The sequence below is a fragment of the Prosthecobacter sp. genome, from assembly GCF_049294395.1.
GTDB lineage: Bacteria > Verrucomicrobiota > Verrucomicrobiia > Verrucomicrobiales > Verrucomicrobiaceae > Prosthecobacter.
The window spans coordinates 22,867-38,257 of the sequence record NZ_JBAQCR010000242.1; the positions used below are offsets into that span (position 1 = coordinate 22,867).

14 protein-coding genes are annotated in these 15,391 nt (G+C 60.4%); 6 read left to right on the forward strand and 8 right to left on the reverse strand.

Going from position 1 to position 15,391, the window contains the following annotated elements:
- Positions 1 to 30 precede the first annotated feature (30 nt).
- Both WAW39_RS16615 and WAW39_RS16620 read left to right on the forward strand, forming a co-directional pair.
- The gene (locus WAW39_RS16615; RefSeq protein WP_422320304.1) at positions 31 to 564 is read left to right on the forward strand and encodes an RNA polymerase sigma factor; all 534 of its coding nucleotides are present in this window, start codon (positions 31 to 33) and stop codon (positions 562 to 564) included.
- Positions 557 to 2,077 (forward strand): LamG-like jellyroll fold domain-containing protein, encoded by a 1,521-nt coding sequence (locus WAW39_RS16620; protein WP_422320305.1) that lies wholly within the window; start codon positions 557 to 559, stop codon positions 2,075 to 2,077. Before WAW39_RS16615 ends, WAW39_RS16620 begins: the two co-directional genes overlap by 8 nt.
- Here the strand turns inward: WAW39_RS16620 and WAW39_RS16625 are convergent.
- From WAW39_RS16625 to WAW39_RS16635, 3 genes are read right to left on the reverse strand one after another with little or no spacing between them, the layout of a single operon-like run.
- The gene (locus tag WAW39_RS16625; RefSeq protein WP_422320317.1) at positions 2,043 to 2,222 is read right to left on the reverse strand and encodes a DUF2256 domain-containing protein; all 180 of its coding nucleotides are present in this window, start codon (positions 2,220 to 2,222) and stop codon (positions 2,043 to 2,045) included. The two genes, WAW39_RS16620 and WAW39_RS16625, sit on opposite strands and share 35 nt — an antisense overlap.
- A 5-nt stretch (positions 2,223 to 2,227) precedes the next feature.
- Positions 2,228 to 3,121, reverse strand: coding sequence for a TIGR03915 family putative DNA repair protein (locus WAW39_RS16630; RefSeq protein WP_422320306.1), 894 nt, complete (start codon positions 3,119 to 3,121; stop codon positions 2,228 to 2,230).
- A gap of 8 nt (positions 3,122 to 3,129) precedes the next feature.
- Entirely contained in the window at positions 3,130 to 4,419 is a 1,290-nt protein-coding gene (locus WAW39_RS16635; protein ID WP_422320307.1) for a putative DNA modification/repair radical SAM protein, read from the reverse strand.
- A gap of 212 nt (positions 4,420 to 4,631) precedes the next feature.
- Between WAW39_RS16635 and WAW39_RS16640 the strand changes: the two genes are divergently transcribed.
- Both WAW39_RS16640 and WAW39_RS16645 read left to right on the forward strand, forming a co-directional pair.
- The gene (locus WAW39_RS16640) at positions 4,632 to 5,018 is read left to right on the forward strand and encodes a hypothetical protein (protein WP_422320308.1); all 387 of its coding nucleotides are present in this window, start codon (positions 4,632 to 4,634) and stop codon (positions 5,016 to 5,018) included.
- A gap of 237 nt (positions 5,019 to 5,255) precedes the next feature.
- Positions 5,256 to 9,446, forward strand: coding sequence for a PVC-type heme-binding CxxCH protein (locus WAW39_RS16645; RefSeq protein WP_422320309.1), 4,191 nt, complete (start codon positions 5,256 to 5,258; stop codon positions 9,444 to 9,446).
- 38 nt (positions 9,447 to 9,484) lie between these two features.
- Here WAW39_RS16645 and WAW39_RS16650 read toward each other — a convergent pair whose 3' ends face one another.
- Together WAW39_RS16650 and WAW39_RS16655 are read right to left on the reverse strand one after the other, a co-directional pair.
- Positions 9,485 to 9,904 carry a PIN domain-containing protein gene (locus WAW39_RS16650; RefSeq protein WP_422320310.1) on the reverse strand — a complete coding sequence of 140 codons (420 nt, stop codon included), beginning with the start codon at positions 9,902 to 9,904 and terminating at the stop codon, positions 9,485 to 9,487.
- Positions 9,901 to 10,170 carry an AbrB/MazE/SpoVT family DNA-binding domain-containing protein gene (locus tag WAW39_RS16655; protein WP_422320311.1) on the reverse strand — a complete coding sequence of 90 codons (270 nt, stop codon included), beginning with the start codon at positions 10,168 to 10,170 and terminating at the stop codon, positions 9,901 to 9,903. Before WAW39_RS16655 ends, WAW39_RS16650 begins: the two co-directional genes overlap by 4 nt.
- 163 nt (positions 10,171 to 10,333) lie before the next feature.
- Here WAW39_RS16655 and WAW39_RS16660 point away from each other — a divergent pair, with 163 nt between their 5' ends.
- Positions 10,334 to 13,666 (forward strand): family 16 glycoside hydrolase, encoded by a 3,333-nt coding sequence (locus WAW39_RS16660; protein ID WP_422320312.1) that lies wholly within the window; start codon positions 10,334 to 10,336, stop codon positions 13,664 to 13,666.
- 13 nt (positions 13,667 to 13,679) lie between these two features.
- Here WAW39_RS16660 and WAW39_RS16665 read toward each other — a convergent pair whose 3' ends face one another.
- Genes WAW39_RS16665 through WAW39_RS16675 form a run of 3 tightly spaced genes read right to left on the reverse strand, consistent with a single transcriptional unit; the run spans position 13,680 to position 15,030 of the window.
- The gene (locus WAW39_RS16665; protein WP_422320313.1) at positions 13,680 to 14,135 is read right to left on the reverse strand and encodes a hypothetical protein; all 456 of its coding nucleotides are present in this window, start codon (positions 14,133 to 14,135) and stop codon (positions 13,680 to 13,682) included.
- On the reverse strand, positions 14,132 to 14,758 hold the full coding sequence (locus WAW39_RS16670; RefSeq protein WP_422320314.1) for a nucleotidyl transferase AbiEii/AbiGii toxin family protein: 627 nt from the start codon (positions 14,756 to 14,758) through the stop codon (positions 14,132 to 14,134). The genes WAW39_RS16665 and WAW39_RS16670 overlap by 4 nt, the downstream gene beginning before the upstream one ends.
- Positions 14,713 to 15,030: a DUF6922 domain-containing protein gene (locus tag WAW39_RS16675; protein WP_422320315.1), complete on the reverse strand. Its 318-nt coding sequence runs from the start codon at positions 15,028 to 15,030 to the stop codon at positions 14,713 to 14,715. The genes WAW39_RS16670 and WAW39_RS16675 overlap by 46 nt, the downstream gene beginning before the upstream one ends.
- A 115-nt stretch (positions 15,031 to 15,145) precedes the next feature.
- Here WAW39_RS16675 and WAW39_RS16680 point away from each other — a divergent pair, with 115 nt between their 5' ends.
- The gene (locus tag WAW39_RS16680) at positions 15,146 to 15,292 is read left to right on the forward strand and encodes a hypothetical protein (RefSeq protein ID WP_422320316.1); all 147 of its coding nucleotides are present in this window, start codon (positions 15,146 to 15,148) and stop codon (positions 15,290 to 15,292) included.
- The last annotated feature ends 99 nt before the right edge of the window (positions 15,293 to 15,391 follow it).

A 15,391-nucleotide genomic window follows, 5' to 3' on the forward strand; every position in this document is an offset into this window, starting at 1 on the left:
CCCCTTCCCGCGTGAGATAATGTTACACGCATGAACACGCACGAAACCCAGGCCGCGCAGGTTTTCCTCGCCCATCACGATTTTGTGAGGGGTGTGGCGCTGAAGTATGCGCCCTGGCCGGGGCTGATGGAGGACATCGCCCAGCAGGTGTTTTTGGAGTTCATGGCCAAGGAATCGCAGTGGGACTTGAGCACGGATGCACGCCCGCTGCTGGCCACGATGACGCGGCATATCGCCATGCGGCAGTGGCGCGAGCGCACCAAACAACAGCCCGAGGTGGTGCAAAAGCTGGCAGACCACATCCGCCTGCTGGCGGAGGAACGTGAAGCCCCGCCGCGTTACGAAGAAGAAATCAGCGTGCTGCGCAACTGCCTGCAAAAGCTGCCGGAGAAAAGCCGCGAGCTGGTGGAGCTCTACTATTACAACGACATCGGCACGCCGCAGATCGCCGATCAGATCCGCATGAAGGCGGACACCGTCTGCCGCGCCCTCTCCCGCGTGCGCGAAAAACTGCGCGAGTGCATCGAGCGCTCGACCAACCAAGGAGGCCCCGCACATGCCTGACACCGACACCTTGATCCAGCACTACCTCGAAGGCACCCTCACCACCGCCGAGGCGGAGGAGTTGCACGAGTTGCTGCAAACACAGCCGGAGCTCGGCGAGCGCCTGCTCCAGCACTTCGACATGGATGCCATGCTGCGCGCCACCAAGCCACTGGTCGCGGACAACATCATCCGCCCCGCGCTGCTGCCCAAGCGCCGCTTCACCTTTGCCACCGTCACCAGCGTCGCGGCCATGGCCGCCTGCATCACCCTGCTGGGCACTTGGCTGATGAATGCTGCCCTGGATCTGCGACCCGAAGCCGAGGAGACCACCGCCTCCGTGGCCGTGCTGACACGCGGGGTGAATCTGGAATGGGACTCCGCCGCCATCACCCCCGGCACACCGCTCTCACCGGGCTTGCTCAAACTGAAATCTGGCATCGCGCAGATCGAGTTTTATCAAGGCGCCCGCGTCCTGATCGAAGGCCCCGCCGAATTGCAGCTCGTGTCTTCCGGCGAGGCCACCTGCACACGCGGCAAACTCAGCGCCCAGGTGCCCCCCCAGGCCAAAGGCTTCCGCATCAACACCCCCAAGGGCACCATCGTCGATCTCGGCACCGAGTTCGGCCTGGATGTCAGCGCCGCGAATGAGGAAGTGCATGTGTTCAAAGGTGAGGTGGAACTGCATCAGCCCTCTGCGACCATGAAGTCCCTCAAAGAAGGACAGGCCATGGCGATCTCGGGCAACACCGCCCTCCTCACTGCGAATGCCTCCAGCTTTGCCTCGCTCAACGAGATCGACGCCCGCAGTGCCATGTCCCAGCGCTTCCAGTTTGAAAAGTGGCTGGCCTCCAGCTCCCAACTGAACGCCGATGCCGGACTCCGCCTGCGCTTTGATTTTCAGGATGACGAGGGCTCGCGCTCCCTGCGCAATCACGCCGTAAACGGCGGCCAGATCGAAGACGGCAGCATCGTCGGCGCTTCCTGGACCACCGGCCGCTGGCCGGGCAAACGTGCCCTCGAATTCCGCAATGTGAGCGACCGCGTGCGGCTGAACATCCCCGGCGAAACCAAGACCCTGACCATGGCTGTCTGGGTGCGCGTCAACGGTCTCGACCGCACCTTCAATTCCCTCTTCATGTCCGAGGGCTGGGGCGACCGCAAAGTCCACTGGCAGATCACGCGGGACGGCAAAGTACGCCTCGGCATCGCCGGCAGCGCGGGTGCCCACCACGCCGACCACGACACCCCCGTCCTGTTCACCCCGGAACGCTTCGGCCGCTGGACCCATCTGGCCGTTGTCTTTGATCCCGCCACCAAGGAAGTCCGCCACTACGCCAACGGCGAACTCCTGACTCGCTCCAACCTCAAGGCCACGCAGTCGCTGAAGATCGGCATCGCCGAACTCGGCAACTGGAACGACGGCCGCAAATCCGGCGGTGTCGCCATCCGCCACCTCAGCGGTGCCATGGATGAATTCGCCCTCTGGGACCGCGCGCTCAGCGATGCGGAGATTGCGGCGCTCGCGAAGTGACCGAGCCAAGTGCGCCCGCCTTGCTTCGTCGGCAGCGCTCACTGCAAAACTTCACTTCCTCCCACACCTTCTCCCACTTTTTGCGCCAGGTGAAGGGCCGCCCGCAGACAAGACAGGGCTTGGTGGGAAGATCCTGCTTTTTCACGCCTTTCATGCCGGGTCTGACTCGTGGTTTTGGGCGGCGGCTTCGCTCTGATTCATGGCGTGAAGCGATTTCAAATAGGCATTGTTGGGCGCGGGCTTGGCGGCTCGTTCCTCGGTTTCCAGCATGCCCTGCACACGACCCGTGCTCTCGGCGATCAGTCCTGCAATCAGCGATGCCTCGGGCAGGTTCTTCCAGTACTTCTTCGGCATCTCCGACTGCATGGCGCTTATTTTGACCCGGGCAGGATTGAAGATGTTCCGGTAGTAGGTGCGCCACAGGTCATCCAGCGCGTCTTCATCCGGAGCGCTGCTGCGTGACACGCCTGCGGTGAAATGCAGCCGTGCGCCATCCCAGTGAGCGCATTCATAGGGTGTCAGGATGGACCAGTCCATGCCGGCAAAGCGTTTCTCAAAAAACGGTGCCGCCAGCCGCACGATGCGGTGCTCCGGCTCAAACCACGCCACGAACTGCTCGCGTCCCGTGGCCGCATCCGTCCCTACCAGTCGAAAGCGCACAAAGGCATGCATCTTGTGGATGTCCCGCCCCACGGCCTTGTACCAGTCCTGCAGCTGGCGCACATCGCGGTCTGTGGCCATGGCCAGCAGGTGTCGCTCCGCCCCCCGCGTCAGCCGCCACAGCACCCGGTAGAGCATGCCCCAGCGCCGCGCATCCGTATGCGCCGCCACGCTGCGTGCCAGGTCCATGAAAGCTGCCGGCACTTTAATGGCACCGGGCCCCTGCACCACTGCGGTATCAGGAGGCGTTTCGCCGACAAACAACGAGGCCTCCCGACGATCATCCGTCCACAGCACCTCCTCAGGGGCCACGCCCTGCGCCAGCAACTGCCGGGCCGCAGCTCTCCAGGCTTCATACTCAGGCTCAATGACAACGGTGCGCATGCTCGTTTTTATAGCTCCCCGGATCTCACTGAGAGAAAGTCGCTCGTGGCAGGCTTGGGCGGTGAGTCAAAGTTGATTTCCAGCTGCTCCGGCGGGGGCAAAAACCGCGCCCGCAGCGCATCGCTGTCCAGCCCCAGCCTCGCCGGATGATGATCCGCCGTGGTGATGAAAGGCAGCAGCTTCTTCATCTGCAGCCGCAGGCGTATGAGGTCAGCCAGCCGCAGCCGGGTGTAGCGCCGCGCAGCCAGGATGCGCTCCACATTCCGCACGCCCAAACCCGGAATGCGCAGCAGCAACTCCCGGGGCGCTTTGTTCACATCCACGGGAAAAGTGGCTCGGTTTCGCAGCGCCCAGGAGAGCTTGGGGTCCAGCGCCAGATCCAGATTGGGTGCGGCGGTCGATGCAATCTCCTCCACCTTGAATTCATAAAAACGCAGCAGCCAGTCAGCCTGATACAGCCGGTGCTCACGGATCAGCGGCGGTGCCTTCAGCGGTAAAATCGATGACGGCTCCGGGATCGGGCTGAAGGCCGAGTAATAAACCCGGCGCAGCCGGTGGGAGGTGTAGAGCTTGTCCGCACACCCTAAGATCACCGCATCCGTCGAGGCATCGGCCCCCACCAGCATCTGCGTGCTCTGGCCCGTGGCAAACGGCGGCGGCTTGGGGGCATCCGGCTTGCGTTTCTCCGCATGCCGCTCCTCGATCTTTCCCCGGATGTGCCCCATGGCCTCCTCTGTGCGCGCCAGACTCTTCTCTGGTGCCAGCGTATTGAGGCTCTGCTGGCTGGGCAGCTCCACATTGATGCTGATGCGGTCCGCATAGCGCCCGGCCAGGGCGATGAGCTCCTGCGAGGCTTCCGGGATCGTCTTCAAATGAATGTAGCCACGGAACTGGTGCACCTCCCGCAGCTTCCGTGCGACCTCGATCACCAGCTCCATCGTGTGGTCCGCACTGCGGATGATCCCGCTGCTCAGAAACAATCCCTCGATGTAGTTCCGCTTGTAGAAATCCAGCGTCAGCTTCACCACCTCGTCCGGCGTGAACCGTGCCCGTGTCACATTGCTGGACCTCCGGTTGATGCAGTAGTGGCAGTCATACAGGCAGGCATTCGTCATGAGCACCTTCATCAGCGAGACGCAGCGCCCGTCCGGCGTGTAGGAATGGCAGATCCCCATCCCGCCCGTGGACCCCACGCCCTTCCCGCCACGCGAGTCCTTCCGCGCCGCGCCGCTGCTCGCGCACGAAGCATCATACTTCGCCGCATCGGCCAGGATTTCGAGTTTGCGGGTGATGTCCATGTTGAGTTGGCTCTACGTGCCTGCCGTCTGCGCCGCCGATTTTTCAGTGCTCAATGCCTAAACTTGAACCGCGAGAGCATTAAATACTGTTCTTTAGAACATGTTCAATGGCAAACGGGTGTCTGCACTTTGCTCATTTGCCCTGGAGCCCTCCGACCAACATTGCATCCAAGCTTGACGGACGAAACCTCTCTGGATAAAACCGGCGGCTTATGACCTTTAAATTCATTCCCCTCCTCTCTCTCGCCGCCCTCACTCTCAGCCTCTCCCAATGTGTGGCCCCCGCAAGCAATGACGGCAGCGCTTCGGCGCCGGCTGGGTCTTCTTCCAGTGATGGAACGATCAAGCCCGGAATGAGCAAAGCCCAGGTGGTTGAGGCCTGGGGAGAACCCGATGAAAAGAAATCCACCGCCAGTGGCGAAACCTGGCGCTGGGCTCAGCAGGGCTGGAAACGCCATGTGCCAGTCTATGGCACCTGGGCCAAGGTCGAAGAGCACGTCGTGCGCTTCGGAGCAGACGGTAAAGTCCTTGGCACCGGCACCGAGGACTACGGCAACGCCTTCCAGGAAGGCTGGCGCCGCTCCCGTGGGACCAACTGAGCTGCTGCGGGACTTACCAGTACCAAGGGGTTGCATGCCATGAATTGGGCCGACTGCGTCGGCCAAACTTCGGGCATGTAACCTCGTGCGCCCTGACGAATGCGTCGTTTCAACGTCACAGGCAGAGGTCTCGCATGCCTCCGTTCCAGTGCATTTCTCACCCCCACCTTCCATTTTTATTGTCCGGTTTCTCCAGGCCGTGCGGTATAAGCATTCCCCGTCCGTTTTTTCCAACCCATGAAGCATCTCCTATTCACCCTCCTCCTGCTAGGCTCGGTCGCATCCGCGCACGCGCAGGAATATCTCGAAGTCGCCGCCAATCCGGTCGGTGCCGGCAAAGGCAAAAAGATCGTCCTGGTGGCCGGTGACGAGGAATACCACACCGAAGAGAGCATGCCCATGCTGGCCAAAATCCTGGCCAAGACCCACGGCTTCAACTGCATCGTGCTCTTCTCCACCGACGAAAAGGCGGGCTACATCGACCCCAACAACCAGAAGAACATCCGTGGCACGGAAATGCTCGATGACGCGGATCTCCTCATCATCGGCACCCGCTTCCGCCAGCTTCCCGACGAAAGCCTGGCGCACTTCGCCAAGTTCCTGAACTCCGGCAAACCCGTCATCGGCTTCCGCACCGCCACCCACGCCTTCACTGGCAGTGCCAAAACGGGCGACTTCAAGTGGAGCGAGTTCGGTCTGAAGATCCTCGGCGAAAAATGGGTCAGCCATCATGGACAGCACAAAAAAGAAGGCACCCGCAGCGTCGTCGTGGAGGCCAACAGCAAGAATGAAATCCTGCGCGGCGTCGGCGAGATCTTCTGCACCACCGATGTCTATGGCGCACCGGATGTGAAGCCTGAGAGCGACACCATCCTTCTGCGCGGCGCTGTCACCGAGACCCTCGATCCGAAGTCGAAGAACGTCGCAGGCCCGAAAAACGACCCCATGCAGCCCATCGCCTGGCTGCATGACTACACCGCCCCCGACGGCACCACCAAGGGCCGCTCCTTCTGCACCACCATGGGTGCCTCGCTGGACTACACGGACGAAAACCTCCGCCGCCTCATCGTCAATGCGGTGCACTCCCTGCTGAAGCTCCCCGTCGCCGACAAGGCGGACGTCGCCTTCATCGATCCCTTCAAACCCACCGCCTTCGGTTTCACCAAGGACTCCGGCTACTTCAAGCAGCGCAATCTGAAACCAGGCGACTTCGCCACCGGCAGCAGCCCTTCCATGGGCGTGCCCGAAGACAAATCCAAACCCACTGCAGCCAAAAAGCCGGACGCGAAAAAGCCGGAAGAAGTCAAAGCCCCGCATCAGCCCAGCGTGGAACCCATTGCAGCCACCTCCGCACGCCCTCAGGCCGTCGCACCTCCCAGCAAGGGCGAGCACATCGTGCTCATCGGCAACGGCCTCGCCGAACGTGACACCTGGTACAGCCGCATCGAAACCGAGCTCCAGCTCCGCTACCCGGACCGCGAGCTCTTCTTCCGCAACATGGGCCACGTGGGAGACACCCCCGGCTTCCGTCCGCATCCTTCACGCGCTTCGCAGTGGGCCTTCCCCGGCGCGGAGAAGTTCCACCCCGACAAACCCATCCACAACGGCCAGGGCTTCTACGCCACGCCTGACCAGTGGCTCACGCATCTGCAGGCAGACACCATCGTCGGCTTCTTCGGCTACAACGAATCCTTCGACGGTCCTTCCAAAGTGGGCAATTTCGAAGCCGAACTCGACGCCTGGGTCGTCCACACCCTGAGCAAGGCCTACAACGGCAAGACCGCTCCCCGCGTCGTGCTCGTCAGCCCCATCGCCTATGAGAACCAGAGCGCCAAACGCGATCTGCCCAAGGGAGACGTCGAAAACTCCAACCTGCTTCTCTATGCAAGTGCGATTGAGAAAGTCGCCAAAAAGCACGGCCTCACCTACATCGACCTCTTCACCCCCACGCAGGAGATCGAAGCCAAAGGCGGCGAATCCTTCACCACCGGCGGTTTCATCCCGACCGACAAAGGTTACGTGGAAGTGGCCAAGATGCTCGCCACCGGCCTGTATGGCCATGCAAGCTACGAGTCGAAGGCAGATCCCAAGCTGGTGCATGAAGCTGTGAAGGAGAAGGACTGGTTCTGGAACACCGACTACAACATCCTCAACGGCGTCCACGCCCACGGCCGCCGCTACAATCCCTACGGCCCGCAAAACTACCCGGATGAAGTGCAGAAGTCCCGCGAAATGACCGCCCTGCGCGATAACCTCATCCACGCCGTCGCCACCGGCAAAACCACCGACTTGAAAGTTGATGACAGCAAGACGCATGCTCTGCCTCCTGTGCCCACGAACTACGTGCCGAGCGTGAAAAACGGCAGCGAGAAGTACTTCTATGGCGAGGACGCCCTGAAGTCCCTCAAAGTCCCCGAAGGCTACAAGGTCGAGCTGTTTGCCTCCGAGAAGGAGTTCCCGAACCTCGCGAACCCGATGCAGATGTCCTTCGACAACAAGGGCCGCCTCTGGGTCGCCACCATGCCGACCTACCCGCACTATCGCCCCGGCGATGCCATGCCGGATGACAAGATCCTCATCTACGAAGACACCAACAACGACGGCAAGGCCGACAAGGAAACCGTCTTCGCCGACAAGCTCCACCTGCCCATCGGCTTCGAATTTGCCACCGAAGGCGTCTATGTGACCCAGGAACCGAACCTCATGCTTCTGCGCGACACCAACGGCGACGACAAGGCCGACAGCATGGAAATCGTCCTCGGCGGCTTTGACACGCATGACACCCACCACGCCATCAGCGCCTTCACCGCCGACCCCAGCGGTGCCTTCATGCTGTGCGAGGGCGTCTTCCTCCACTCCAACGTCGAAACGCCCTACGGCCCAGTGCGCTGCGTCGATGGCGGCTTCTTCCGCTACAGCCCGCAGCGCGGCATGCTGGAGCGCACCATCCAGATGAGCATCCCCAATCCCTGGGGCTTCGTCTTTGACCAGTGGGGCCAGGACTTCCTCCTCCACACCTCCGGCACCACGATGAACTGGGCCCTCCCCGTCGAGGTCAAACCCACCTTTGGCAGCAAGACCCCCTCCACCGCCGACCTCGTGCCGGACGGCCACAAAGTGCGCCCCACCAGCGGCCTTGAGATCGTCTCCTCCCGCAACTTCCCCGACGAAGTGCAGGGCGACCTCATCTATTGCAACGCCATTGGCTTCCTCGGCATCAAGCAGGTCAAGATTGAAGACAACGGCACCGGCTGGAAAACCGCGCACCGCCAGGACCTCCTCGTCAGCACGGACGGCAACTTCCGCCCGGTCGATCTCGAATTCGCACCCGATGGCTCCCTCTACGTCATCGACTGGCACAACGTCCTCATCGGCCACATGCAGCACAACGCCCGCGATCCCCTGCGCGACCACGTCCACGGCCGCATCTACCGCATCACCTACGCGGGCCGTCCCCTCGTGAAACCCGCGCCCGTCGCCGGCGCACCGCTAGCCACGCTGTTCGAAGACCTCAAGGAACCCGAACTCCGCACCCGCTACCGCGCCCGCCGCGAACTGCGCGCCCGCGATCCCAAGGAAGTGCTCCCCGCCATCAAAGCCTGGGCCGCCAAGCAGAAGGACACCCACGCCAAGCTCGAAGCCCTCTGGGTCACGTGGGGCCTGAACGAGGCCGATGAAGGCCTCCTGCGCGAAATGCTCGCCTCCCCCGACTTCCACGCTCGTGCCGCCGCCGTCCGCGTGCTGCGCTACAACACCCACCGCATCGCCGATCACGTGGCTCTCCTCGAAAAAGCCGCCGCCGATGAACACGGCCGCGTCCGTCTCGAAGCCGTCGTCGCCGCCTCCTGGCTGCCGAACATTCCCGCCGCGAAAAACATCGTCGCCATCGCCGCCAAGCTCCCGCTGGACGACTGGAACAAGGCCGCCACGAAAACCGCTGCCGATCGCCTCGCTGGCATCGCCGAAATCGTGAAGCCCGAGCATCCCGTGATTCAGCCACCCGCTTACCTGAGCGATGCCGCCAAGAAGCAGTTCAAGTTCGGCCAGGAAATCTACTTCCGCGAAGGCCACTGCGTCACCTGCCATCAGCCCAACGGCGCCGGCCTTGACCCTGCTTTCCCCAGCATCGCCAACAGCCCCTGGGTCACCACCGATCGCGACCGCCTCATCAAGATCGCCATGTACGGCCTCATGGGCCCCCTCAAGGTCGGTGCCAAGGAATACAACGGCCAGGTCCCCATGACCCCCTTCGGCGGCATGCTCAAAGATGAGGAAATCGCCAGCGTCCTCACCTTCGTCCGCAACCACTTCGGCAACAAAGCCGACCCCATCTCCGCTGCCGAAGTCAAAGCCATCCGCGACGCCAACCCCGGCCGCATGATGCTCTACACCACCGATGAGCTGCTGAAGCAGCACCCGATGAAGTAGGCTTTTGTCGCTAAGAGGGTGGCAGGCCGCCACCCTCTTCAAGGATGTACAATCTCTGGATCACCCGAGCGATGAATTGCGCGGAAGTCTGAGATGTTCAGCGTGTAAAACCTGACAGCTTTGGCCTTTCGTGCTGCGACGAGGTGCAAAAAGTCGAAGATCGCTCCACCTCTCACGCCACGAGCTTCTGCCTCGCGCATGGCGCGCAGCATCTCCGTGGGAGTCAGGGTCGTGATGGTAAGATCGGGTACGTAGTCCTCTTCTAAAACAGCGGCAGTGACTGCTGCTGGCAGGCGGAAGGCTTTTCTACCGCCGGTGAGTGTACTGAATGTCTCCGCCAGGACATGGGAGTATGCAGCCAATGCTTTGCGATTTAGCAACGCATCACATTCAATGTGAAAAGGCTCTGTGGCGACCATGGCCGCCACCAAGACAGAAGTGTCAATAAAATCGCTCACGAGCCAGACGAGGATTCAAGACGAGCAACCTGTTCATCGCGCATTTCCCGTACGGCCTTGGCTGCGTCGAAGCCCTCCCAGCCCACCACCACGCGACGCTTTCCACGCCTTACAATCTTCACCTCTGGAACTTCCTGCGTGAGCTCCATGTGGTCCCCCATGACATCAAGACGCAGTTTGGATCCCGCACGAAGGTGCAGTTGATCACGCACAGGCTTGGGAAGCACGAGGCGTCCGGCTTTGTCGAGAGTTACAGTCGCAGTCATGGGAACGATATTGGCATAAGAAATGCCATTTTCAATGGCATTCACAATGCCATGCTTCTCTCGGCGGGTCTGAAATGGAGAAACCGGCCACCACTTGCTGAATCCGACACATCCTTTGCTGGCAGTTTTTGACAGACGGGCACGTTTATCCACGCGCCCAACCATGAAACGCCTCTTTCTCCTCCCTCTCCTGTTTGCCTCCTTCGCCTCCGCGCAGGACGGCTTCAAACCGCTCTTCAACGGCAAAGACCTCACCGGCTGGGATGGCAATCCAGAACTCTGGAGCGTCGAAGACGGCTGCATCACCGGCAAGACCACCGGCCCCGAACAGCTCGCCTACAATCAGTTCCTCATCTGGCGCGGCGGCAAAGTGAAGAACTTTGAGCTGCACGCCAAGATCAAGGAAACCGGCAACAACACCGGCATCCAGTACCGCAGCAAGGAGCTGCCGGAGAACGGCAAGTGGTCCATCGGCGGATATCAGTGCGACATCCACCCTGCCACGCCGAACAACGCGATGGTCTATGAGGAGCGCGGGCGCGGCATCATCGTTCAGAACGGGCAGGGCGTGGTGATCGATCCCGAAGGCAAGCGCTGGCTCGCCTCCGAGCATGAACCGGTGAAAGTGGACATCGCCCAATGGCATGAGTACACCGTTATCGCTCAGGGCAATCATCTCATTCACAAGATCGACGGCCAGGTCACCATCGACCTGCTCGACTTCGAGGAATCCAAGCGCTCGCTCGAAGGGCTGATCGCATTCCAGATTCATCGCGGCCCCGCCATGAACGTGCAGATCAAAGACGTCATGCTCAAGGAGCTGCCCGATGGCGGCGTGATCTCGTTTGAAAAATCTGCCATTCCCAGCGATGCGCAGATCATCGAGGCCAAAGCGCCGGCGAAGGGCAAAGGTAAAGGCAAAGCACAGCCACCTGCGGCTCCTGCGCCAGCCAAGGGCGATGCCAAAGCCAAGGCCGCCAAAGTGAAGCCGAAGCGTCCGGATGCCGTCGGTCCAGCCATCGGCGCGAATGTGGCCACACCGGTCACCAACATCAAAAGCCTGCCGGATTTCAAAGTGGAGCTGCTCTACTCCGTGCCAGGCGGCGAAGAAGGCTCCTGGGTGAATCTTTGCACAGACGACAAAGGCCGCATCTATGCCAGCGACCAGTATGGCGGGCTCTATCGTTTCAAGATGCCCGCCCCCGGCCAGACGCTGAGCCCGGGCGATGTGCAGAAAGTTCCCGCCGACATCCGTGCGGTGAACGGCATGCTGTTTGCCTTTGGCGCGCTCTATGTTGGCGTGAACGACTACGAAAAGAAAATCCCCAGCGGCCTGTACCGGATCACTGACAGCAACAACGACGACATGCCCGACAAGGTGGAATTGCTGCGTGCGATTGATTCCGGCGGCGACCACGGCGTGCACGCAGTGCTTCTCACGCCCGACCGCAAAGGCCTGTATCTCATCACGGGCAACAACGCCGTGCTCACGGAAACCGTACCAACCTCGCCTGTGCAGAAGCTTTGGGGGGACGACCACCTTCTTCCACGCATGCCTGACGGTCGCGGCCACAACCGCCACGTCATGGCCCCGGGCGGGAATGTTTATCGCGTCTCACCCGATGGAAAAGAATTCATCCAGTTCGCCAACGGCTTCCGCAACATCTTCGACGGCGGCGTGAATCGCGACGGCGAGCTCTTCGTCTATGACGCCGACATGGAGTATGACTTCAATACTTCATGGTATCGCCCCACCCGCATCAATCACGTCGTCAGCGGCGCGGAATTCGGCTGGCGCAACGGCGCAGGCAAGTATCCCGAATTCTACTATGACAACCTGCCCGCCACGCTGAACATCGGCCCCGGCTCGCCCACCGGCTGCACCTTTGGCTATGGCGCAAAGTTCCCCGCCAAATACCAGGACGCCTTCTTCGCGCTCGACTGGAGCTGGGGCAAGATCTACGCCGTGCACCTCAAGCCCAGCGGATCTACCTACACCGCAACGAAGGAAGAGTTCGTCACTGGCGGCCCGCTGCCAGTCAGCGATGCCATCATCGGCCAAGACGGCGCGATGTACTTCACCATCGGCGGCCGCCGCGTTCAGTCGGGACTCTATCGCGTGACATACACCGGGAAGGAATCGACAGCCCCAGTGACATCCAAGCCGCAGATCACACGCGCCAGCGAACTGCGTCATGAGCTCGCCGCCTTCCACGGCAAAGCCGACCTCAAAGCCGTGGCTTTTGCCTGGCCGCATCTCAGCGATAAGGACCGCTTCATCCGCGCCGCCGCACGCACCGTGCTGGAGCACAACCCCGTCTCCGAATGGGAAACCAAGGCGCTCAATGAAAAGAACCCCACCGCGCAGCTCGAAGCCCTGCTGGCGCTGACTCGCGTGACGGGTGTGTGCCCAACGCACCGCGCCCCTGATCACGTGGTGAACACCGCCATGCGTGACAAGCTCTGGGCCGCCCTGCTGAAGCGCGACTTCAAGAAGCTCAACACCGAGCAGCGCATGGCCTACGTGCGCCTCACCGAAATCGTGCTGCACCGCTTCGGCAACCCTGATGACACCACGGTCGCCGCAATCATCGCCAAGCTCGATCCTGCCTATCCGGCAGACAATTTTGAGCTCAACTGGCTGCTCACCGAAACCCTCGCCTATCTCCAGGCCCCGAACACTGCGGCGAAAGGCATGGCCCTCATCGCAGCCGCAGAAAGCCAGGAACCGCAGATCGAATACGCCCGCAGCCTGCGCTTCCTGAAAACCGGCTGGACCAAGGAACTCCGTACCCAGCAGCTCGAGTTCCTCCTCAAGGCTGCGAACTACAAGGGCGGCAGCAGCTTCGCCATCTTCATCGACTTCATCCGCAAAGACTCGCTGGCCACCTTCACACCCGAAGAAAACACGCAGCTTGCCGAACTCATCGCCAAGAAACCCGAGGCGAAGAGCGCCATCGAAAACGTCGGTGCCATGTTCGTGGGCCGCACGCCGACGATGTGGACGCTCGATGAGCTCAGTGCCGCCGCCAAGACCGGCATGAAAAAACGCAGCTTCGACAACGGTCGCAAAATGTTCACCGCAGCCGCCTGCTACACCTGCCACCGCTTCGGCAACGCCGGCGGCATGACCGGTCCAGATCTGACCGGTGCCGGCGGTCGCTACAGCTCGCACGACCTTCTCGACAACATCATCAACCCCAGCAAGGTCATCAACGAACAGTTTGCCCCCATCATCGTCACCAAAAACGACGGCACCGTGATGAGCGGCGTCGTGGTGAACCTCAGTGGCGACGGCGTCACCCTCAACACCGACCTCACAGATCCCAACCAGCGTGTGAACGTGGATCGCAAAGAAGTGAAGAGCATCGAGCTCAGCACCGTCTCCCCCATGCCGCCGATGCTCCTCGCCATGCTCAAGAAAGACGAAATCCTCGACCTCCTCGCCTACGTCCTCAGCGGCGGCGACAAGACGAACCCGATGTTTGGTAAGTGAGGCTAATGTTTATTCACGGCAGCAGCCCACTGCGAATTTTATCTACCACAACAAGGTCACAAGGCTGACCGACTCGTTCGGTCAGCCGCTTTGTGGGATTGATGTCTGCCAGCAGCAAAGAATTCACCAGCTCATCCACTTTAGAGCCTCGAAGATCACTATTGATCGGGAGAAACAATGCCGTCGAACTCCCGAATTGCTTCACAAGATCTTTAATCGCCATGTTGGCCTTTCTTGCGCCAACCTCCAGCCTGTAATTGGCAAAGGCAGTCCAAAAATCTAAGCTCTTATTTTTGTTCGTGAGCTGTCGTAGATGCGCGTGTTCATCTTGGATAAAACAAAAGTCACTGTTCTCGAATGAAACAATGCTCTCATAGCAGGAGCGCATTATGGAAAGCTGGGCTTTGCTTTCATTTGTTGAAGTGCAGCCTTGCACTGCAATCAGGAGTGTAAGGAAAATCATTTTCATGACTTGAGAGCCTTGCATGACTTCACCGCTTCACGGATCTCTTCTTTGACCTCCTCCCAGCTTTTGCTGATGAGAAGGTCAGGGTCGGCGTCCTCCTCGGCATCGTCAAAGTAGATCATGCTGCGCAGCGCGATCATGGGATCATGGCTGGGGTATTTCTGCCGGTAGATGTCGATCAGCGCGTCCACGCCCAGGTGTTGAATGAGCGCATGCAGGTCATAGAAGTCTTTCCTGGCTCCACGATTCGTGATAGCACTGAGCTTCATCCCCACGATGTCAGGCAGGCTGAACATGCGAATGCCGTCCTGTGTCTCGGGCTGGGCAAGCAGCGGATAGCGGTAGGTCACGAAATCCACCTTGAGATCGCCGATGGAAGCATTGATCCCGCCCTTGTTCATGCCACTCGTTGCGAACTGCGGCAGCTCACGGCTCAGCGTATCCGCAAGTGCCTCGACATCGAAACTGTCCGGCGTGAAGAAATCAAAATCAATGGATCGGCGGTGCCCAAAACGCAGGGCAAGCGCCGTGCCTCCCACCAGTGAGAACTGTTGAAGAGCAGGATGCGCAGACAGATCCTTCAGGAGATCCAGGGTGCCGACGGGAAGGGTCTCGAAGTGCAGCATCGGAAATCGTCTTTATTGAGGTTCAGCATCAAGCAGAGGAAATTAACAGTGCGTGGCTCAAGAGTCCGCAGACGGGTAACCACCTGTCTCAGTTTTTCATCACCATAGTGCCTGCGAAGTTTATGCCACCCTTCCAGACCTCCACGCTCCACCACACGGGCAATGATCTGTTTGGCGTGGCTCTCAGGATCAAGAGACTCCATCTGCATATCCCAAAACAACGCCCGGGGAAGCCCGAGAGGAGTTGCTGAGCTGGGTGATTCTAAAACCATGAGAATGATGCTACACGCCTCTCTCCAAAGCTCAACTCACGATCTCCGGCTCAAGAAACCCAAATCATTGGTTTTTACTGGGAGATCATCACACGTGCTCCGTTATCAACGCTCCATGAAATTCCCATCCATGATTCTTCGCACCCTCGGTGGCTTCATCCTGGCCGCAGCTTTGTTTTCCACAGCTTCAGCACAGGTGGGCAAACCCAACATCCTCGTCATCGTCGCTGACGACCTAGGCAGTGTTTTAAAACCAGTTTGAAGGAAAAAAATTGTGCGCCCGGTGAGTTTGAGCCACTGGCAAGTCTCATGTTCAATCAACGATTCTCTTGGTGGGGGCCGCTCAAGCAGCGGCTCTTAA